Annotated in this window: 17 protein-coding genes; 3 read left to right on the top strand and 14 right to left on the bottom strand. The window is 71.7% G+C overall.

Going from position 1 to position 19493, the window contains the following annotated elements; translation table 11 throughout:
- Positions 1 to 44: 44 nt before the first annotated feature.
- From AWC19_RS11925 to AWC19_RS30560, 6 genes are all read right to left on the bottom strand, one after another.
- Entirely contained in the window at positions 45 to 833 is a 789-nt protein-coding gene (locus AWC19_RS11925; protein WP_085078260.1) for a crotonase/enoyl-CoA hydratase family protein, read from the bottom strand.
- Positions 834 to 924: 91 nt separating this feature from the next.
- Positions 925 to 2334 carry a WS/DGAT/MGAT family O-acyltransferase gene (locus tag AWC19_RS11920; RefSeq protein WP_085078261.1) on the bottom strand — a complete coding sequence of 470 codons (1410 nt, stop codon included), beginning with the start codon at positions 2332 to 2334 and terminating at the stop codon, positions 925 to 927.
- A gap of 44 nt (positions 2335 to 2378) precedes the next feature.
- On the bottom strand, positions 2379 to 3584 hold the full coding sequence (locus AWC19_RS11915) for an alpha/beta hydrolase (RefSeq protein WP_085078262.1): 1206 nt from the start codon (positions 3582 to 3584) through the stop codon (positions 2379 to 2381).
- Entirely contained in the window at positions 3581 to 4117 is a 537-nt protein-coding gene (locus AWC19_RS11910) for a hypothetical protein (RefSeq protein ID WP_085078263.1), read from the bottom strand. The genes AWC19_RS11915 and AWC19_RS11910 overlap by 4 nt, the downstream gene beginning before the upstream one ends.
- 1 nt (position 4118) lies before the next feature.
- Positions 4119 to 5360, bottom strand: coding sequence for a molybdopterin-dependent oxidoreductase (locus tag AWC19_RS11905; RefSeq protein WP_245848910.1), 1242 nt, complete (start codon positions 5358 to 5360; stop codon positions 4119 to 4121).
- Positions 5357 to 6010, bottom strand: coding sequence for a class I SAM-dependent methyltransferase (locus AWC19_RS30560; protein WP_245848911.1), 654 nt, complete (start codon positions 6008 to 6010; stop codon positions 5357 to 5359). The genes AWC19_RS11905 and AWC19_RS30560 overlap by 4 nt, the downstream gene beginning before the upstream one ends.
- Positions 6011 to 6211: 201 nt before the next feature.
- Here AWC19_RS30560 and AWC19_RS11900 point away from each other — a divergent pair, with 201 nt between their 5' ends.
- Complete coding sequence (locus tag AWC19_RS11900) at positions 6212 to 7111, top strand: alpha/beta hydrolase (protein WP_085078265.1); 900 nt, start codon at positions 6212 to 6214, stop codon at positions 7109 to 7111.
- Between the two features lie 7 nt (positions 7112 to 7118).
- Here AWC19_RS11900 and AWC19_RS11895 read toward each other — a convergent pair whose 3' ends face one another.
- From AWC19_RS11895 to AWC19_RS11885, 3 genes are read right to left on the bottom strand one after another with little or no spacing between them, the layout of a single operon-like run.
- Positions 7119 to 8423 carry an amidohydrolase family protein gene (locus AWC19_RS11895; RefSeq protein WP_085078266.1) on the bottom strand — a complete coding sequence of 435 codons (1305 nt, stop codon included), beginning with the start codon at positions 8421 to 8423 and terminating at the stop codon, positions 7119 to 7121.
- Positions 8417 to 9598 (bottom strand): CoA transferase, encoded by a 1182-nt coding sequence (locus AWC19_RS11890; protein ID WP_085078267.1) that lies wholly within the window; start codon positions 9596 to 9598, stop codon positions 8417 to 8419. Before AWC19_RS11890 ends, AWC19_RS11895 begins: the two co-directional genes overlap by 7 nt.
- Before the next feature lie 26 nt (positions 9599 to 9624).
- Positions 9625 to 10632 (bottom strand): MaoC family dehydratase, encoded by a 1008-nt coding sequence (locus AWC19_RS11885; protein WP_142281123.1) that lies wholly within the window; start codon positions 10630 to 10632, stop codon positions 9625 to 9627.
- A 30-nt stretch (positions 10633 to 10662) separates the two neighbouring features.
- Here AWC19_RS11885 and AWC19_RS11880 point away from each other — a divergent pair, with 30 nt between their 5' ends.
- Both AWC19_RS11880 and AWC19_RS11875 read left to right on the top strand, forming a co-directional pair.
- Positions 10663 to 11808: an acyl-CoA dehydrogenase family protein gene (locus AWC19_RS11880; protein WP_169718111.1), complete on the top strand. Its 1146-nt coding sequence runs from the start codon at positions 10663 to 10665 to the stop codon at positions 11806 to 11808.
- A gap of 77 nt (positions 11809 to 11885) precedes the next feature.
- Positions 11886 to 12272, top strand: a complete 387-nt coding sequence (locus AWC19_RS11875) for a CD225/dispanin family protein (RefSeq protein ID WP_085078269.1) — start codon at positions 11886 to 11888, stop codon at positions 12270 to 12272.
- On the opposite strand, the gene AWC19_RS11870 is transcribed toward AWC19_RS11875, so the two are convergent.
- The 5 genes from AWC19_RS11870 to AWC19_RS11850 form a co-directional block, all read right to left on the bottom strand.
- On the bottom strand, positions 12269 to 13234 hold the full coding sequence (locus AWC19_RS11870; protein WP_085078270.1) for an enoyl-CoA hydratase/isomerase family protein: 966 nt from the start codon (positions 13232 to 13234) through the stop codon (positions 12269 to 12271). The two genes, AWC19_RS11875 and AWC19_RS11870, sit on opposite strands and share 4 nt — an antisense overlap.
- 3 nt (positions 13235 to 13237) lie before the next feature.
- On the bottom strand, positions 13238 to 14767 hold the full coding sequence (gene fadD4 / locus AWC19_RS11865) for a fatty-acid--CoA ligase FadD4 (protein WP_085078271.1): 1530 nt from the start codon (positions 14765 to 14767) through the stop codon (positions 13238 to 13240).
- 99 nt (positions 14768 to 14866) lie between these two features.
- Positions 14867 to 16696, bottom strand: a complete 1830-nt coding sequence (locus AWC19_RS11860) for a phosphoenolpyruvate carboxykinase (GTP) (RefSeq protein WP_085078272.1) — start codon at positions 16694 to 16696, stop codon at positions 14867 to 14869.
- A 180-nt stretch (positions 16697 to 16876) separates the two neighbouring features.
- Positions 16877 to 18418 carry a hypothetical protein gene (locus AWC19_RS11855; protein ID WP_085078342.1) on the bottom strand — a complete coding sequence of 514 codons (1542 nt, stop codon included), beginning with the start codon at positions 18416 to 18418 and terminating at the stop codon, positions 16877 to 16879.
- Positions 18415 to 19482, bottom strand: coding sequence for a hypothetical protein (locus AWC19_RS11850; protein ID WP_085078287.1), 1068 nt, complete (start codon positions 19480 to 19482; stop codon positions 18415 to 18417). Before AWC19_RS11850 ends, AWC19_RS11855 begins: the two co-directional genes overlap by 4 nt.
- Between the last annotated feature and the right edge of the window lie 11 nt (positions 19483 to 19493).

Genomic DNA, 19493 nt, shown 5'->3' with positions numbered 1-19493 from the left:
CGGTCGCACCGCCGCGGCCCGACCGGGCAGCGCCACCTGACGGGTTAGGTTCCCGTCCAGCGCGGGGGCCGCTTCTCGGCGAACGCGACCGCGCCCTCCCTGGCGTCGTTGGACGAAAACACCGGCGCCAGGATCTTGATCTGCTCGGCGAACATGGTGTCGCGGCTCCAGCCGCGCGATTCGACGATGATCCGCTTGGTGGCGGCCACCGCCAGCGGCCCGTTGGCGGTGATCTTCTCGGCCAGCGCGATCGCCGCCTCCAGCGCCTTGCCCGGCTCGGCCAGCACGTTGACCAGCCCGAGGTCGTGGGCGCGCTCGGCCGGCAGGTTGTCGCCGGTGAGGGCCAGCTCCATGGCGATCGCGTAGGGGATGCGCTCGGGCAGCCGCAGCAGTCCCCCGCCGCCGGCCACCAGCCCGCGCTTGACCTCGGGGATGCCGAACGCCGAGTCGCGCGACGCCACGATCAGGTCGGTGGCCAGCGCCAGCTCGCAGCCGCCGGCCAGGCAGAATCCCTCCACCGCGGCGATCAGCGGCTTGGCCGGGGGGCGCTCGGTGAACCCCATGCCGCGGCCTTCGACGACGACGTTCTCGCCGCGAGCGAACGCCTTGAGGTCCATGCCGGCCGAAAAGGAGCCGCCCGCGCCGGTCAGGATGCCCACCGACAGGCCGCTGTCGCCGTCGAGGCGGTCCATGGCGTCGGCCAGGCCCCGGCTGACCGCGGCGTTGACCGCGTTCTTGGCCTTGGGCCGGTTGATGGTGATGATCAGGATCCGGTCGCGCTGTTCGACCAAAATCTCGGGTTCGGTGCTGCCGGGTTCGTCGCTACCAGTCACGGTGCGATGGTAACGACCGGCGGGAACGCCATTGGCGGCAGGCGAGAGTCGGGTTACCGGGATCGCGACGCACGGCCGATCCGGTGTTCGATCAGGCGGGCGCCATCGCCGTGTCGACGACGGTCAGGTCCTCGGAAAGCCCCGCGGCCCTGCGTATTTCGACGAAGTCGTAAACCATGGCCTCGGTCACCTCGTGCGGGTCCTTGAGGGTGGCGCCGTCGGTGAGCACCGAGATGTTGAGCTGGTCGACATAGCTCCAGACGGTGATGTTGAGCCCGCTGCCGGCGGTCAACGGGCCCACCGAATAGATCTCGGTGACCAGCGCCCCGCCGACCCGCCCGCGTTCACGGGGACCGGGGACGTTCGAGATGTTCAGGTTGAGCACCTTGTTGTGCCCGTCGCGGCCGGACGCCCACCTGAAAAACGCCCGGGTCGGGCCGGGGGGCATGTAGGCCGCCCAGCGGCTGACCAGCTCCGGGCCCATCAGCTGGTTGCTTTCCTTCGCGGCGATCGCGTTCTCGTGGCTGCACCGCACCCGCTCCAGCGGGTCGTCGGAGTCGGTCGGCAGGCCCACCAGCACGCCGGTGAAGCGATTGCCGGAGATGCGCTCCGGCGAGAAGTCGAAGCTCATCGGCACCGACGCCAGCAGCGGCTCGGCCTTGCCGTCGTAGCGCAGCAGCAGGGTGCGCAGCGCGCCGCTGGCCATGGCCAGCACCATGTCGTTGATCGTGGCCCCGAGCCGCCTGCCGGTCTGCTTGACGTCGGCCAGCGCCAGCGTCGCGGTCGCGAACCGGCGCTCCGGGGTGATCTTGTGGTTGATGAAGGTCGGCGGCGGCTCGAACGGGCGCGTCAGTTCCGGGGAGAAGTTGCGCGAGCTGCGCCGGACCCGGGCCACTCCCTGCGCGGTGTAGCGGACGGTGGCGGGCAGCCGCCCGACGTGGCGCGCGTGGTCGGCGAACGCCGACGTGATCAGTTGCCGCGCGGTGGGCGGCGGGTCCGCCACGTACGGCCGGCGCTCCGGCACCGGCTGCAGGTCCATGCCGCGCGCCAGCAGGTTGGCCGAGGCGACGCCGTCGGCGAGCGCGTGGTGGATCTTGCCCACGACGGCGATGCGGTGGTCGGCCAGGCCCTCGACGAAATACATCTCCCACAGCGGGCGCGACCGGTCCAGCGGGGTGCCGGCGATCTGCCCGATCGCCTCGTCCAGCTCGCGACGACCGCCCGGCGCGGGCAGCCGCCAGGGCCGGATGTGGTAGTCGAGGTCGACCTCACACTGTTCGCGCCACATCGGATGGTGCAGCCGGTAGGGGATCTCGACGAGCTGATAGCAGAACGGCTCGAGCTTGGTCAGCCGGCCGGCGATGACCTGGCGGAAGGCGTCGACGTCGAAGTCGCGCCGGTCGGGATCGAGCTCGATCACGGCGGCCTTGATGGTGTGCATGTGCACGTTCGGCGTCTCGCTGTAGAGCAGGACCGCGTCCCAGCCGCTCAGCCGTTTCACCGCTGCCCCTCACCCATAGAGGGACAATACCCAGCGGCGAGAGCTCAGATAACCTCTTTGGCGCCGATCTGCATCTTGGTGCGGTGGACCTGGTTCAGGAACAGCGAAGCGGCGTGCGCGGCCGCGCCGGCCCGCTCCCCGTCGATGAGGTCGTAGCCGTGACCCGCTCCCGGTAGCTCCAAATAGCCGACCGTCGAGTGCGAGACCGCCCGCAGCCTTTCGACGAAGCTGCGCGCCTGCTCGACCGGGATGACGCTGTCCTTGCTGCCGTGAATCACCAAGAACGGCGGCGCATTTCGGTGCACGCGGGCGATCGGTGAGGCGTCGCGGAACACCTCGGGGTGGCGCGCGATCGACTTCTTGACCACCACCCGCTCGAGGAAGTCGACGAACCGGACCCGCTCCGGCGTGGACCGGTCCTCCCAGTCGTAGCGCCCGTAAATCCCGACCACAGCGTCCACCGAGCTGTCGGCGCCCTCGGGCAGCTCGCGCCGGTGCGCGGGGTCGCCGGGGGTCAGGCCGGCCAGCGCGGACAGGTGGCCGCCCGCCGAACAGCCCGCTATGGCAACGAAATTGCGGTCGCCGCCGAACTTGTCGACGTTGGCGCGCGCCCAGGCGATGGCGGTCTTGACGTCGGTGATGTGGCGCGGCCAGCGATGGTGCGGCGAGACCCGGTAGTCGATTGCCAGGCACACCCAGCCCTGCTCGGCCAGCCGGGACATCAGCGCGGAACCCTGCCCCATGCACCTGCCGTGGACCCAGGCGCCGCCGGGCACGAAGATCAGGACGGGGGCCGGTTGGGCCGGCAGGTCCTTGCGCCGCCAGACGTCGAGCACCTGCGCCGGGTGGTCCCCGTAGTGGACGCCGCGGCGGTAGGAGTAGCGGCGCCGGCGCAGCGCGTCCCAGATCGGCGGCGTCCGGTCCGCGGCCGGCCATTCGGTTTCGAGGTCCGCGGCGGAGACGACGCCGCGCAGCGCGGCGAGGGAAACCTGCGGGATGCTCTCGCGGTCCCGGCGCCGCGTCTCGTGGATGCCCGGGGTCATCCAATCCCTGGTCATCGCCGAAAACGCCGACGGGGCCTGCTGGGCACCCCACAGGCCCACGGCGGTCAGCGCACCCAGCGGCTCGAGGCCCTTACCGACGACCGGCAGCGAAGCTCCCGCCGCGCTCAAGGCCAGCAGGTAGTCGGCAGGACCGGCCCGCAGCAACCATTTCACGCAGGGTGTCATGCGGGCTCCCCTCGCGGTCATTTTCGGAGCCTACCCCCGCGCCGACACCGGAAACTGACGTTTCCGTCAGGGGCTCGCCGGCGCGCCGCTACCAGCCGCGCGGCGTAGCTGAGCGCGCTGAGGCCGAACATCGCCGCCGTCAGCAGCAGCCACCTGCCCAGAAACGGCTGCTGGGTTTGTCCGGTCGCGGCCTGATAGGTCGGCGCCCCCTGCTCGATGATGCCGGGCAAAAAGATCAGCAGCGTCAGCCCGGCGCCCAGGGTGGGCACCCGAATGTGGTTGCGGGCGCTGACGTTGCGCGGCGCCGGCCGCCTCCCGGCGAAGATCACCCGGTCGGCCAGCGCGCAGAGCGGGAAGAGCAGCAGGTCGTAGGCGATGACGGCGACCGCGAACCACGCGGCGATCGAGTGCCACCAGGTGTCCGGATCCCACAGGGCCGCCGGCGTGAACGTGGCCAGGATGTAGCCCAAGAGGGCGAACCCGGACGCCATCGTCACCAGGTGCAGCGGGCCGGCCCCGTAGCTCACCCCGAAACGGATTGGCAGGCGCGGCATCTCAGCTCGGCTCGAACTCGATGGACGCGACCCACTTGGTGTTGTGCACGCCCGGCAGCGCGGGAACGATGACGCGCGCCGGATACCCGTGATCCAGGGGCAGGTCGGCGCCGTTGACCCGGAGCGCCAGCAGGGCGTCGGGATCGCGAATCTGGTTGGCCTGCAACGCCGCCGCACCGAACGCCCCGCCGCGCTGCAGCGACGCCACGCGCGCCGCGCGCGGTGCGGGCACCCCGGCCAGCCGCGCCAGCTCGGCGAGCCGCACCCCGCTCCAGGTCTGCACGGTCGACCAGCCCTCGACGCAGGCGATCGGCAGCCGCGCGGTGTGCTGCGGCATCCCGGCCAGCGCCGCCCGGTCGAGCACCACCTCCGACGGGCCGCCGCGCAGCGTCAAACGCCAACCGGCGCCCACGCTTTCGGGGACGATCCCGGCGGCGAGGGCCGTCTTGTTGACCGGGAAGTCGCCCCGGAAAGCACCGGGACCTCGGGGCCCGCGCCCGCGGGGCAGCAGCAGGGCCGCGCCGCGGGCGGCACCTCCGAGGGTCTGGCCCGCGGTCAGCGCGCCGACGAGCAGCACCCCGGCGCCGACGAGCGCCAGGGCACCGCGCCTGCTCATGGTCGGCTCGGCGGGCGCCGTCGACACCAACCCGTCCGGATCGGGCGGCTCCGGGCGGGTGTCGATGCGATTGGTGCGCAACACTTCTCGTAGCGGCAGCGACCGCAGCCCGGTGACCATCCGGGGGATCTTGAGGGTGATGTGCATCAAGAATCCGGCGCTGAACACCCAGGCACCGAAGTAGTGGCCGGTGTAGAAGCTGAACCCGAAGACGTAGTCGTACTGGATGTTGAGCACACCGGTGACGATCTCGAACAGCACGCCGCCCACCAGCATCAGCAATGACAGCCGCTCCAGCGCCTGGGCGATCGAGCGGGCCGGCGGCCACACGAACAGCCGCGGAATCACCGACCACAGCTTGGCCAGCACCACCGGAATGATCACCAGCCCCAGGCCGACGTGCAGTCCCTGGGTCAGCCGGTACAGCCACGACGGCCGGGTCGGCCAGGCGAAGGCGGGCGGCCGCAGCCAGCCCACGTCCCCGGGGATGGCCTGGCCGAGCTGGGGCGCGTAGGCGGCGTAGGACAGCAGCCCGGTGACGATGACGACCGGCAGCGCGACCAACAGCGCCAGACCGAACACCGAGGTCAGCCAGGGGCCTCGCAGCGGGCTGCGAAACCTGTTCACGAGGCGGCCAGGGTCGCGATCACCCGGCCGCCGATCGGGCGGACGCCGGTCAGCCTCAGGCCCGCCTGCTCGGCCAGCGCGGCGGCGCTGTCCACGCCCACCGACGCCCACCGGAACCAGGGTCCCACCTCGGCGCCGGACTCCAGCCGCACCCATCGCGAACATACGCCCGCGACCTCGGCGTCGAACTCCGCGACGCAGCGCCCGCCGCGCCCCAGCAGCTCGGCGGCGCGCCGCAGAATTCGCCGCGGGTCGCCGCCCAGGCCGACGTTGCCGTCGACCAGCAGGACCGTCCGCCACTGACCCGTTCCGGGCAGCGGGCCGAACACGTCGCCCAGCAGCGCCGGCGCCCCGCCGCGGCACGCCAGGCGGATCGCCGCCGCGGAGCGATCGATGCCCAGCGCCGGTATGCCCCGCCGGATCAGCCTGGCGACCAACCGCCCGGGCCCGCACCCCAGCTCGATCGCCGGGCCCGCGCACATCCGCGTGACGGCATCGTCAAAGACCTCGTCGACGGCGTCGGCGGGCGGGTCGCCGGGACATCGCGCGCCCAACCAGCGGTGCGCGGGCAGCGGCCGTATCTCGCCGTCCTCGTGCCGGATCCAGCACCGTTGGCCGCCGAGCGCCCGGTCGTAGAGGTGGCCCAGCATGTCTCGCCTCTCGCATCTAGCACGACCAGGCGGCCCGGACGCGCACCACACGCCGGTATCCACGGGATACACCAGCATTTGGATCACCGGGACCGATACCCCGAGCCCGGGCCCGCTAACCACGCCGCCCGGAGCCGGGCCACCGACGGGTTTCACGGCGGTGCTTCGGTGCCGATGCGCGCGCGGATGGATACTTGTCCGGTGCCGAACAACGACGTTCACCCCGACCTGCGCCGCGCCGCCCGTATCACCCCGCGACACATCATCGGTCCGCGCACCCTGCCGATCGTGCGGACGCTGACCGCGGTGACGGGGCGACTCCGCCGGCCCGACACCTCCGGCGTCGAGGTGATCGAGCTGGGCTCCGGGGCCGGCGTCCGATTGTTCCGACCGGTCGCCACCGAGCCCACCGCCGCGCTGCTGTGGATACACGGCGGCGGTTACGTCATCGGCACCGCCCAGCAGGACGACCGGCTGTGCCGCCGGTTCTGCAAGCGGCTCGGCATCACCGTGGCGTCGGTGGAATACCGCCTGGCACCCGAACACCCGTACCCCGGCCCGCTCGAGGACTGCTACGCGGCGCTGACCTGGCTGGCCGGACAAGCCACGGTGGACGAGACCCGGCTGGCGATCGGCGGCGCCAGCGCCGGCGGCGGCCTCGCGGCCGCGCTGGCCCTGCTGGCCCGCGACCGCGGCGAAATCGCCCCGGTGTTTCAGCTGTTGGTCTACCCGATGCTGGACGACCGGAGTTCGGCGTCTGCAGCCGACCCGAACTACCGGCTGTGGAGCGTGCGCAGCAACCGCTTCGGCTGGAAGGCCTACCTGGGCGACGCCGACCCGCGGGTCGCCGTCCCGGCGCGGCGCGAGGACCTGGGCGGGCTGGCGCCGGCGTGGATCGGCGTCGGCACCCACGACCTGTTCCACGACGAGGACCTGGCCTACGCTGAACGGCTGCGCGCGGCCGGGGTGCCGTGCCACGTCGAGATCGTTCCGGGCGCATTCCACGGCTTCGACGCGGTGGCGCCCAAGGCCCAAGTGGCGCAGCGGTTTTTCGCCAGCCAGTGTGACGGCCTGCGCGACGCGCTCGCGCCGGCGGCCTGATCACCGGTCACATCGCGAAGTACACCAGCTCGCCGCCGATCACGGTGGCCGCCACCATGCCGGCGTCCAGTTCGGCCAGCACCGTCGCCGGTGGCTCGCTCAGCACGCAGAGGTCTCCGGGCTGGCCGGGTTCGACGGCCCGCGCCCGGCCCGGCCGGTCCGACCGCCCCAGGAACATCGCCAAGGCCTGTCGCGCCGAGACGCGTTCGTTCGCGTTGAGCACCGCGCCGCTGGGCGTGGTGCGATACACCGCGGCGCGCATCGCGGTCCACGGATCGCCGTGACCGAACGGCATGTCGGTGGACAGGGCCACGGGCACCCCGGCTTTCCGCAGCGACGCGACCCGCCACAGCTGGTCGTGTTCGGCGGCGGGGACGTCGGCGAGGTACTGATCGCCGCGCTCGGCCACGAAGTTGGGCTGGGTCACCACCGTGATGCCGAGCCCGGCGAGGTCGGGCAGGTTGTCTTCCGGCACCACGGCGGCGTGCTCGATGCGATCCAGCGGATGACTGCCGGCGGCGCGCAGGGCGGCGATGGTCACCACGAGCTGCGCCGCGGTCACGCAGTGCACGGCGACCGGTCGCTCGGCGCGGTGCTGGTCGGCGATCCACTCGGCCAGCCCGTCGAGGTCGAGACGGTCGTCGTGCAAGATCTTCTTACCCGGGGACAAAAAGCTTGTGCGGGGCCGGAATTCGCCGAGCCGGTGGGCGGCCAGCAGCGAGACCATGTCGTCGGCGGCAAGGTCCGGGGTGGCGTCGGTGACGCCGGTGACGCCGTAGGCGGTGATGCGGCGGCTGAGCTCGGCAAGGTCGGATTCGCGGCGCGCCACGGCGTCCGACCAGCCGCCCTCGGCGCTGCGCAGGCGCCCGTCGGGGTGTTCGGCCAGGCCGACCCGGCTCAGGGCCTCGGAGTTGAGCATCCACAGCGCACCGCTGCGGTGCTGGATGCGCACCGGAACCCTGCGCACCACGGCGTCGATGGCGGACCGGTCCAGCTCGCCGGCGACCGACTCGTGGTAGCCGACGGCGCGGATCCACCCGTCGGGGCCGGGCGTGGCGTTCGACAGCAGTTGTGCCAGTTGGGCTTTGGTGGTGACGCCGGGCGGCCCGACGAAGAAGGAGTCCAACGCCGACGCCGCCGACCGCACGTGCACGTGGTGGTCGTGCAGGCCCGGCACAACCGCTCCGCCGCCGGCGTAGAGCACGCCCTCGCCCGGCGCGGCCACCAAATCGTCGCCCAGCTCGTCGATCCGCTCCCCGACCCGGATGTCGGTGATCGTGCCGTCCAGCAACGCGGCCCGCTTGATCAACATGGGGCGCAGCGTCTTTCGCTTACCAGGCGCCGCACGGCGTCGTTGTCGGCGCCCAGCGCGGGCGCGGGCGTCGAGGGCGCCGGCGGCCGCGGCGGCGGGGCCGGGTGCGGTGCCTGCGACGCCTCGGTCGGCAGCGCCGCGTAGGTCGCCGCCACCGCCGCCATCGACGCGTGGATCAGTTCGCCGCCGCCGCGGCCGAGCGATTGCGCCACTTCCAGCGCGGCCTCCAGCCCGGTCAGCGGGTCGGCGATGGCGTCGCCGCAGAACACCGGCCCTTCGGCGGCGGTGCCGACCAAGCCGCCGGCCACCGCGGCGTCATCGCCGAAGGCCGGGCGGTGATCGTCGAATCCGCTGATGCGCAACCAGATTCGTCCCGGCCGCGCCGGGACGTGGTCCGGGCCGAGGCGTCGCCGCGCGAGCGCCGCGGGCCGCGTGCCCTCGATGACGATGTCGGCCGCGGCGAGCAGCTCGCGCAGTTCGCCCGCCTGGCCGTCGAAATCGATGCTGTAGGAGAGCTTTTCGCCGTTCACCCAATCGAAGAAGGCCGGGTTGCCGGCGCGGGTGCCGTCCGGGCGCCGGGGGCTTTCGACCTTGACGACCGTCGCCCCCGCGCGCGCCAGCAGCGCGCCGCACAGCGGGCCCGCCCACATCGACGACAGGTCGGCCACCAGCAGGCCGGCCGCTGCCCGGGGAGACGCGCGGCCGCCCGTCGGGCGTATCGACGGCGGTCGGGCCGCGGCCTCGCCGAGGCCGGCCGCCGGGATGTCGAGCAGGGCCGCCCGGTCGACGATCGCGGTCACCGATCGCGTTGCGGCCCAACGCTGCAGCGCTAACCATGTGTCGGCGGGTGCCTCGCTGGCCTGGATCAGCGCCGGGACCGCGGCGACGTCGTCGGGGCGCGACAGCGTGACCGCCCACCAGCCGTCCGCGGCCTTCAGCAATCGGGTGGCGCCGCCGGCCGACATGCGGCCGGCGCGGCTCAACCCGAGCAGCGCGGCCCGACCGGTCAGCAGCGTGGCCGCGTCTACGCCGATGCACAGTCGATCACCGAGGGCCGCCGCCACGCGCTCGGCGCGGGCCAGCACGTTCGCGCGGGAGAAGTCGGCCGGCCCGTCGGGTCGGCCCGTCAGGTAGGCCAGCCCGCTGCTCCCCCACTTGAACGACGCCGAGCTCACGCCACCATTGTGCCCGTCGCACAGACTTAGAACTGCAGCGCGCGGTAGCGCCAGTCCAGGACCTGCCGATCCGCCTCGCCGTCGGAGCGGCCGGCCGCGTAGACCAGCGATCGCAGCGCGAGCACGCCGCCGCGCTCGGTGGGCTCGGCGGATTCGACGTGCAGCTCGCTGTAGAGGGTGTCGCCCTCGTACACCGGGCCGGTGTGATCGCAGGACTGCCACCCGAGCACCGTCGCCAGGTTGGGCAGCAGCCGGGTTGCCTGCGCCAGGGCGAGCCCGATGGTGTGCCCGCCGTACACCAGCCGGCGCCCGCCGACCCGCGAATCGTGGTGTGTCGCGGCGATATTCAGGGTGAGTCGCGCGAGTTCCGGTGCGCTGCTTACCACGTCGCCGGTGCTGCCCAACACCGCTCCGGCCAGGCCAGGGTCGAAATGCGGGCCGGGCACCTTGTCGCGGAAGGCCTCGCCGTCCCACCGTGCGGTCGGGTCGGACGCGGGGCCGGGCACGTCGGCGCCGATCGTGGACAGGTCGTCGCCGGCGGCGTCGCCGGGGTGCCAGCCCGGGCTCGCCGGCAGCATCGCACACCGGTAGAAGTCGAGGATTAACCGGTCGGCCTGGTCGATGGTGGTCATCCGCAGCGCCGCCATCCCCGTCGGCGGCCGGCCCGGTTTGGGCGAATTCGCCCGCAGCCCAACCACTTCGGTGCGGGTGTAGAGGGAGTCGCCGATGACCGGGAACCGGTGGAACGTCAGCCCGCGGTAGAACAGGTTGGCCTTGACCCGCTGGGTGGCCAGGGTGCTCTGCCCGATCGCGACGTCGCATACCAGGCCCGGGTGCGCCAACGGCCCGGGCGCGCCGGTCACCGCGGCGCACAGGTCGGCGTCCAGCGCCAGCCGCAGCCGATCGCCCAGGATCGCCTGATGCGCCGCGGCCATACCCGTCGAGAGCGTCACCGCCGGAGCCCAGTCGAAGACCTGACCTCTCGTCAGCTCGTCGAAGTAGGGGCCGCCCTGGCGTGAATGCAGATAAGTCACGGGGCCAATATGGCACAGGTGAGCAGTGAGCTGAACGACGAAGAGGAGATGCTGGTCGCGACGGTGCGGGAGTTCATCGACCGCGACGTCAAGCCGAGCGTCCGCGAGGTCGAGCACGCCAACACCTATCCCGAGGCGTGGATCGAGCAGATGAAGCGGATCGGCATCTACGGCTTGGCGATTCCGGAGGAATACGGCGGCTCGCCGGTGTCGATGCCGTGCTACGTCCGGGTCACCGAGCAGCTGGCGCGGGGCTGGATGAGCCTGGCCGGCGCGATGGGCGGGCACACCGTGGTGGCCAAGCTGTTGACGCTGTTTGGCACCGACGATCAAAAGCGCGCCTACCTGCCGGCGATGGCCACCGGCGAGCTGCGCGCCACCATGGCGCTGACGGAACCCGGCGGCGGCTCGGACCTGCAGAACATGACGACCACCGCGCTGCCCGCCGGCGACGGCAACCTTCTGATCAACGGTTCCAAGACGTGGATCAGCAACGCGCGCCGTTCCGGCCTCATCGCGCTGCTGTGCAAGACCGATCCGGGCGCCACGCCGCGGCACAAGGGCATTTCGATCGTGCTCGTCGAGCCGGGCCCGGGACTGACGGTGTCGCGCGACCTGCCCAAGCTGGGCTACAAGGGCGTCGAGTCGTGCGAGCTGTCGTTCGACGGCTTTTCCGCCCCGGCGTCGGCGGTGCTGGGCGGCCGGATGGGCGAGGGCTTTGCGCAGATGATGAAGGGCCTCGAAACGGGCCGCATCCAGGTAGCCGCCCGCGCGCTGGGCGTGGCGACGGCGGCCCTCGAGGACGCGCTGGCCTACGCCCGGCAGCGGGAGAGCTTCGGCCGGCCGATCTGGAAGCACCAGGCGATCGGCAACTACCTGGCCGACATGGCCACCAAGCTCACCGCCGCCCGCCAGCTGACCCGTTACGCCGCCGAGCGCTACGACGGCGGCGAACGCTGCGACATGGAGGCCGGGATGGCCAAGCTGTTCGCCTCCGAGGCGGCGATGGAGATCGCGCTGAACGCGGTGCGCATCCACGGCGGCTACGGCTACTCCACCGAATACGACGTGGAACGGTACTTCCGCGACGCGCCGCTGATGATCGTCGGCGAGGGCACCAACGAGATCCAGCGCAACGTGATCGCCGGGCAGCTCGTCGCCCGGGGCGGGGTCTGACGGCGATCCGCCGGTTCGGCCTTGGCGTGTGCTGTATATTTGCCGGACCAAAGGGACCGTGTGGAAGGGCGTTAGCCATGAGTTATCCCCCTGGGCCCTACCAAGGTCCCCCCGAGTGGCACGGTCAGCCGCCGCCGGGTTACCCGGCCCCGCACCCCGGTTGGCCGCCGCCACGCGAGCCGGACAACTACCTCGTCTGGGCGGTCCTGGTCACGGTGCTTTGCTGCGTCCCGTTCGGGATCGTGTCGCTGGTGTACTCCAGCAGGGTCTCCGGGCAGTGGGCCCAGGGGCGGTATGCCGAGGCGCAGGCGTCGGCCGACAACGCCAAAAAATGGGCCATCATCGGCGCGGTCGCGAGCGGCGTCTTCTGGGTGGCGATGGCGATGTTGTGGGTCTTTTTCTTCGCCGTAGGAGTGTCCGTTTCGCATCTGCCTTCTACGACAACCACAACGTATTCCTTCTAATCGGCCGCCGGGACGCCGGCGCACGACGCGTCCACCAGCCCCCAGGCGCGCGCGGTGTCGGCGCCGATCGTGCGCCCGGACAGCACCAGGTATGCCGTGCGCCAGCGGCCGATCCGGCGGGTGACGCTGACGGTGCCGCCCGCGCCGGGGATGAGTCCCAGGCCCAGCTCGGGCAGGCCGAATACCGAATCTTCGTGCGCCTCAACCAATCCGCAGAAGGCGGCCATCTCCAATCCGCTGCCCAGCACCCGTCCGTGAACCCGGGCGCGGCAGGACCGGCCGAGCCTGGCCGTCAGCGCGTCGAGCGCCAGGGCGGGGCTGTGCCGGGTGCGGGCCAAATGCGCGCTCGCCGGGTCGGCGAAGGTGCCGAACTCGGCCAGATCCCCGCCGCTGCAGAACGACGGCCCGTTGCCGCTCAACTCGATCCCGGTCACCGACGGGTCGAGCAGCGCGACGGTCAGCGCCTCCAGCAGCGCGGCGCGCGCGTCGGTGGAGAACGCGTTGTGGCGCTGCGGCCGGTTGAAGGCGATGCGCACGACGTCCCCGTCGCGTCGTGCCAGCACCGGATCGGCGATGTCGGGCATCTCGGCCGGCCCGCGTTCGGCTAGCCACCGCGCGAACTCCGGCCCGGCCTGCAGGGTCGAATACGCCAACGACTCGGTCACCACCCCGGCCAGCGCCGGGCCGTGGGGATCGACCGCGCGCAGCACGTCGTCGCACACGCTGCTCGCCTGCGGCCAGCGGTCGCAGCGCCGGGTCAGCTCGTCCAGCGCCTCGGGCACCGAATCGACGGTGACCACCCGGCGGTCGGCGCAGGGATCCTCGGTGAGGGTGAAAGTCGCTGCGTCAAGCCAATATTGGGCGGCCGCGATGTCGGCGGCCGAGCCGGCGGCGACGACCGCCCCGGGCGGTGCCGGGACGCCGGAATCGGGCGGCCGCGATAGGTCGATCACCCGGAGCATCGCTCACACCGAGTACTTGTCGGTCAGCCCGTTCTTGTAGAGCTTTCCGGTGTCGGTGCGCGGCAGCTGCGCCTCGAAGGCGATCGTGCGCGGGCATTTGTAGTGCGCCAGGCGATCCCGCAGCCACCCCGTCAGCTCGTCGGCGAACTCGTCGGTGGCGTCGGCGGGATCCACCGTCTGCACGGCCGCCATTACGCGCTGGCCCATCTCGTCGTCGGGCACGCCGAACACGGCGGCGTCCAACACCTTCGGGTGGGTGACCAGAAGGTTCTCGGCCTCCTGCGGGTAGATGTTCACGCCGCCGCTGATGATCATGTGGTGGCGGCGGTCGGTGAGGTACAGGTAGCCCTCGTCGTCGAGGTAGCCGATGTCGCCGACGGTGGCCCAGCCGTGCTTGTCGCGCGAGGCGGCGGTCTTCGCCGGGTCGTTGAGGTATTCGAAGGCGAACCCGCCCTCGAAGTAGATCTCGCCGGCCTGCCCCGGGGGCAGCTCGGTGCCGTCCTCGCCGAGGATGTGGATCTGGCAGTTCATCGGCCTGCCGACCGAACCCGGATGGGCCAACCACTCCTCGGCACTGATCAGCGTGGACCCGATCGCCTCGGAGGACGCGTAGTACTCGTCGATGATCGGACCCCACCAGTCGATCATCTGCTTCTTGATCTCGACCGGGCACGGCGCGGCGGCGTGCATCACCCGCTTGAGGCTGGACAGGTCGTACGAATCACGCACGGCCGCAGGGAGTTTCAGCATGCGTGTGAACATGGCGGGCACGAACTGGCCGTGGGTCACCCGGTAGCGCTGGATGGCGTCCAGCGTTCCCTCGGGGTCGAACTTCTCCATGACGACGGTGGTGATGCCGCCGGCCTGTGTGGTCATCGACCACACCGACGGGGCGGTGTGGTACAGCGGGGCCGGGCTCAGGTAGACCGCGTCGGGGGTCATCCAGAACTCGACGAGGGCCGACATAATGCCGGGCGCCTCGGCCGGGGAGACATGCGGCAGTTCGCGTTTGATGCCTTTGGGCCGGCCGGTGGTGCCCGACGAGTACTGCAGCAGGTCGCCCTCGAGCTCGTCATCGATCGGCGTATCCGGTTGGTGGGCAACGCATTCCGGGTAGCGCTCCCAGCCGGGCAGATCGGCCTCTCCCGTTTTGCAGGCGATGATCAACAACTCCGGCAACCCGTTAGGCAGGTTGTCGCGCAGTTCGGCGCACGTGTCGCGCAGCGCCGCCGAGCCGATGATCGCCTTGGCGCTGCTGTTGTCGATGATGTAGGCCGCCTCGGCGGCGGTCAGGTGGGTGTTGATCGGCACGTAGTACAGGCCGCTGCGGCGGGCCGCCCACATCACCGCGTGGATGTGCTCGTTGTTCTCCATCAGGATCGCGACGGTGTCGCCCTCGCGCAGCCCGGCCTGGCGGAAGCGGTGGGCCAGCCGATTGGCCCGGGCCTCCAGGTCGTCGAAGGTGATGACGGTCCCCGACGGGTAGAGGATGATGGCCGGTTTGCCGGTCCCGACGAAGGGGCGAATCTGCATGCGCCGACTGTACCGCCGGCGATGTTGACAGGTGTCAAGCGGGCACACGGCCGGCCAATCCATGCCTTGCGGCGGCAGGCGATTGGCCGCCAGCGCGGGTTAGTCGGCGTCGGCCAGCCGCTGCTTGAGCGCCTCGAACTCGTCCTTGACGCCGGTGGGCAGCTTGTCGCCCACAAACTCGAACCACTCCTCGATCAGCGGCAGTTCCTGACGCCACTCGTCGGCGTTGACCGCCAGCGCCTTGGCGACGTCGTCGCTTTTGACGTCCAGGCCGTCCAGGTCCAGGTCCGCGGCGGTGGGCACGATGCCGATCGGGGTGTCCTGGCCGCCGGCCCGGTGCTCGATGCGGTCGACGATCCACTTCAGCACGCGGCTGTTCTCACCGAACCCGGGCCAGAGGAACTCGCCCTTCTCGCCCCGGCGGAACCAGTTGACGAAGAACACCTTCGGCAGCTTGGACTCGTCGGAGTTCTTGCCCAGGTCGAGCCAGTGCTGGAAGTAGTCGGCGACGTGGTAGCCCAGGAACGGCAGCATGGCCATCGGGTCGCGGCGCACCGTGCCGACCTTGCCCTCGGCGGCGGCGGTCTGCTCGCTGCCCATGGTGGCGCCCATGAACACGCCGTGCTGCCAGTCGCGCGCCTGGGTCACCAGCGGCACCGTGGTCTTGCGGCGGGCGCCGAACAGGATGCCGGAGATCGGCACGCCCTGCGGGTCGTCCCACTCCGGCGCCAGGATCGGGCACTGCGACATCGGTGTGCAGTAACGCGAATTCGGGTGGGCCGCTTTGGTTTCCGTCTCGCGGATGTACCAATCGTCGCCTCTCCAGTCGATCAGGTGGTCCGGCTCGCCCTCCAGGCCTTCCCACCACACCTCGTCGTCGTCGGTCAGCGCGACGTTGGTGAAGACGGTGTTGCCCGCGGAGATCGTGCGCATGGCGTTGGGGTTGGACTTCCAGTTGGTGCCGGGCGCGACCCCGAAGAAGCCGAACTCCGGGTTGACCGCGTACAGCCGGCCGTCCTTGCCGAAACGCATCCAGGCGATGTCGTCACCGAGGGTCTCGGCGCGCCAGCCCGGGATGGTCGGCTGCAGCATGGCGAGGTTGGTCTTGCCGCACGCCGACGGGAACGCCGCGGCGAAGTAGTAGGCCTTGTTCTCCGGGGAGATCAGTTTGAGGATCAACATGTGCTCGGCGAGCCAGCCCTCGTCGTGGGCCATCGCCGAGGCGATGCGCAGCGAGTAGCACTTCTTGCCCAGCAGCGCGTTGCCGCCGTAGCCGGAGCCGTAGCTCCAGATCTCGCGGGTCTCCGGGAAGTGGGTGATGTACTTGGTGTCGTTGCACGGCCACGGGACGTCCTTTTGGCCCGGCTCCAGGGGGGCGCCGACGGAGTGCAGCGCCTTGACGAAGAACCCGTCGTCGCCCATCTTCTCCAGCGCGGCCTTGCCCATCCGGGTCATCACCTTCATGGACACCACGACGTATTCGGAGTCGGTGATCTCCACGCCCAGCTTCGGGTCCTCGGCGCCGAGCGGGCCCATGCAGAACGGGACCACCCACATGGTGCGGCCGCGCATGCAGCCCCGGTACAGCTCGGTCATCGTGGACCGCATCTCGGCGGGGTCCATCCAGTTGTTGGTGGGGCCGGCGTCCTCCTGCCGCTCCGAACAGATGAAGGTCCGGGATTCCACCCGCGCCACGTCGGACGGATCCGACAGCGCCAAAAACGAGTTCGGGTACTTCTTCGGGTTCAGCCGCTTGAACGTGCCCGCCTCGACGAGCTCGTCGGTGAGCCGCTTCCACTCCTCGTCGGAGCCGTCAGCGAATACCACCCGGTCCGGCTGGGTGAGCTCGGCGACCTCCGCTACCCATGCAAGCAGGCCCTGGTGATCGGTAGGGGCGCTGTCCAGACCGGGAATGGTCGCTGAAGTCATCGAACTCTCCTGTGGGTTCTACTGCCTGGCTACGGGCAGCTCTTCGCTTCGGGTATGCATTCGCCCACACAACTGTTTACATGGTGGCGTTAACTACAGGTTATCGTGGCCGACTTGTCGGGGAGGTCTCGGGCGGGTATAAGCCTCCTCACAACAACGATTCAGAAGCCTCACCGAACGTCACGAATCGTCGTCATTCGCGCTCCTTGAAGCCGTTTCCTCGGTGTCGTCCCCGCCCGCGTCCGGGCCGGGGCTTTCGGCCGGGGGTACACCCGGTTCCCCCAGCTCCGCTCGCACGGCGTTTAGCGCGGCCTTAACCGTGGGCATCTCCCGGTCCCGCACCGCCGCCGCCCGGGCCGCCGCGATCGCGTGCTCGCGCAGTTCGCTGTCGATCGCGCTGACCCGCTCGCCCAGCTGCGCGTTTTCGGCCTCGTCCCGGGCGATCAGCGCGGTGCTCAGCATCGACTCGGCGGCCAGCACGCGGGTGGCGACCAGCTCCTCGACCACCGCCTGCAGGGATGCCGTCGCCTCGCCGACCCATCTGTCCAGCAACGCCCGGTCGCGCAGCAGGCCCCGGATGTGGATCACCACGAAGGTGACCGCCAGCCCGATCGCCACGCACGCCGCGGCGCCGGCGATCGCCAGCGCGGGGCTCAGCCGCGCGGCCAGGCCGCCCACCAGCCGGCTCAGCGTCAGCGCCACGCCCAGCCCGAACCCGGCGCCGAGAAGCATCATCAGCCAGGTCTCCTGCCGCCGCGACTTCAGCGGCGGGGGCGGGAGGTCGACCGTCGGCAGCTGCTCAGCGCCCTCGGTCGGCTGCGGGGCCACCGGGACGCCCAACACCTGCGCGACATCCGCGAGCTGGGTGGTGGTGCCCTCGCTCACCTCGGCGACCACCTCGTCGACCCGGCCGCGGGTGTAGGCCTCAAAACCCGCCATCTTGCGCCGGGACAGGCCCGCCGCGTCCTCCTGCAGCTCGGTGCGCACCGAGCTGCAGCGGTTGCGCGCGAAGTAGGACAGCTGCACCCGGGCCTGCTGAATCTGGCCGCGCAGGGTGATGGTGCGCTCGGTCTTGGCCTGGCGGCGCTGGCGCAGGGCGGTGCTGCGCTCCTCGCGCAACGCGTCGACCCGCGCCCGCCGGCCGACGCCCTCGGCGTCGCGGTCGATCCGCCGGACGACCGTCTGCAGGCGGGACTCCCACGCCCGCAGCCTGTTTCGCCGGGCGAGGTCGGGGTCGGCCAGCCGCGCCGCGACGGTGCCCACCAGGTCGTCGACGATCGGCTCACCGAGGTCGGGCAGGGCCGCCGCGCCGACCCACGGCACCTGCCCGTAGCGCGGGGCGTGCGCGGCCAGGGCGTCGCGGTTGGCGGCCAGCACGTCGGGCCAGTTGCGGTGCACGTCGATCTTGGACACCACGCCCACCACCGCATCGGTGTGCTCGGCCGCGGCGTCCAGCAGGGCGCAGTCGGAGGCGGTCAGCGCGGCCGCCGCGGACACGACGAACACCACGGCGGTCGGCGCCTCGCCGGGCCCCAGGTCCGCCGACTCGACGAACTTGTGCTGGGGCAGCCGCTCGCGCAGCGCCGCCACCACCGCGGTCACCCCCGCCAGCCAGGGCCCGGTCACCAACACCACGTCGCGGCGGGTGACGGCGGGCGCGTCGAGCCGGGGCCCGATGCCCGCCACCAGCGCGTCCACCTGGGCGGTCGGGTCGTCGCTCATCGGGACCCCCCGGGCAGCGGCCCGCCGGCCCGCGACCACAGCCGCAGCGACCCGCGGGCGATGTCGGCGCCGCAGGCGCGATGCAGGTCGCTCACCGGGCCGCGGCTGTAGCGCTGCCAGCGCACGGCCCGCGGCAGGTGGGCGGCCGCGTCGGTGGCGGGGTCGACGCGCAGCCCGGCCGCCTCGGCCACGGCGACGGCGGCGGCCATGCGGGCGACCACGGCGTCGTCGCCGGCCAGGAACCCGGCGATGGCTTGGGAAGTCTCGTCTGCGGTGACGGCCAGCGCCTGCAGTTCCGCGACGGCCGCAAGCACGCGCCGGTAGCGCGCCTCGGCCCCGGCGACCGAGATCTGGCCCAGGACGGCGTCCACCCCGCTGATCCGGCGCAGCAGCGCCCGGACCTGCGCCGGCGCCGCACCCCGACGCAGCGCCGCGATGCTCACCGCCGTGCCGAACAGGTCCAGGGTTGCCAGCAACCGCGACCGCAGCTCGGCCGGCACGGCGTTGTTCGCTGCCATGAAGCCAGCAAACGACCCGTCGAGGGCGCCGGCGCCCTCCGGGTCGGCGGCCAGCTCCCGCAGCGCCGCCCACAGGGCGGCGTCCAGGCCGTCCAGGGCGGTCACGGCGAGCAGGCCGATCATCGGCTCCACGGGCGCGCGAACCAGCTCCGCGAGCCGGGCGCAGCGGCCCCGGGCCGCCCCGATCGGCCCGTCACCGGCCCGCCCGGAAAGCGAGCCGGTCAGGTCGGCCTTGTTCAGCACGGCCAGCACCGGGAGCCCGGCGGTGGCGATCGCGTCGACATCTTCGGGCTTGAGCACCTCCGCGGTGACATAGACGACGACGTCGGCGGGCGTCTTTCCGCTCGCCACCCGGATGCCGCGGGCCTTTCCGGCCACGTCCAGGGCCCGCGCCACCGTGCGGCGCCCCACGGTCGGGCGCCCGCGGACGGCGACGCGCAGCGGCGCGCCGGCCCGCTCCGCGATCGCACTCACGCGCGGGTCCGCGCGCCCGGCGGCGAAGCGCGCCAGCTCGTCGGCGAAGGTTCGGTGCCCTAGTCCCGTCATGTCCTGCCCAT

Origin of the sequence: Mycobacterium palustre, from assembly GCF_002101785.1 — a bacterium.
Lineage (GTDB): Bacteria > Actinomycetota > Actinomycetes > Mycobacteriales > Mycobacteriaceae > Mycobacterium > Mycobacterium palustre.
The sequence above is the reverse complement of the archived record's forward strand: the minus strand, read 5'-3'. Positions and strand labels throughout refer to the sequence as shown.

Excerpts from the sequence above, each read along its gene's own strand:
- AWC19_RS11915 (WP_085078262.1), bottom strand. The coding sequence starts at position 3,584 with ATGACCGCGAGGGGAGCCCGCATGACACCCTGCGTGAAATGGTTGCTG.
- AWC19_RS11910 (WP_085078263.1), bottom strand. The coding sequence starts at position 4,117 with ATGCCGCGCCTGCCAATCCGTTTCGGGGTGAGCTACGGGGCCGGCCCG.
- AWC19_RS30560 (WP_245848911.1), bottom strand. The coding sequence starts at position 6,010 with ATGCTGGGCCACCTCTACGACCGGGCGCTCGGCGGCCAACGGTGCTGG.
- AWC19_RS11895 (WP_085078266.1), bottom strand. The coding sequence starts at position 8,423 with ATGTTGATCAAGCGGGCCGCGTTGCTGGACGGCACGATCACCGACATC.
- AWC19_RS11875 (WP_085078269.1), top strand. The coding sequence starts at position 11,886 with ATGAGTTATCCCCCTGGGCCCTACCAAGGTCCCCCCGAGTGGCACGGT.
- AWC19_RS11870 (WP_085078270.1), bottom strand. The coding sequence starts at position 13,234 with ATGCTCCGGGTGATCGACCTATCGCGGCCGCCCGATTCCGGCGTCCCG.
- fadD4 (WP_085078271.1), bottom strand. The coding sequence starts at position 14,767 with ATGCAGATTCGCCCCTTCGTCGGGACCGGCAAACCGGCCATCATCCTC.
- AWC19_RS11860 (WP_085078272.1), bottom strand. The coding sequence starts at position 16,696 with ATGACTTCAGCGACCATTCCCGGTCTGGACAGCGCCCCTACCGATCAC.
- AWC19_RS11855 (WP_085078342.1), bottom strand. The coding sequence starts at position 18,418 with ATGAGCGACGACCCGACCGCCCAGGTGGACGCGCTGGTGGCGGGCATC.
- AWC19_RS11850 (WP_085078287.1), bottom strand. The coding sequence starts at position 19,482 with ATGACGGGACTAGGGCACCGAACCTTCGCCGACGAGCTGGCGCGCTTC.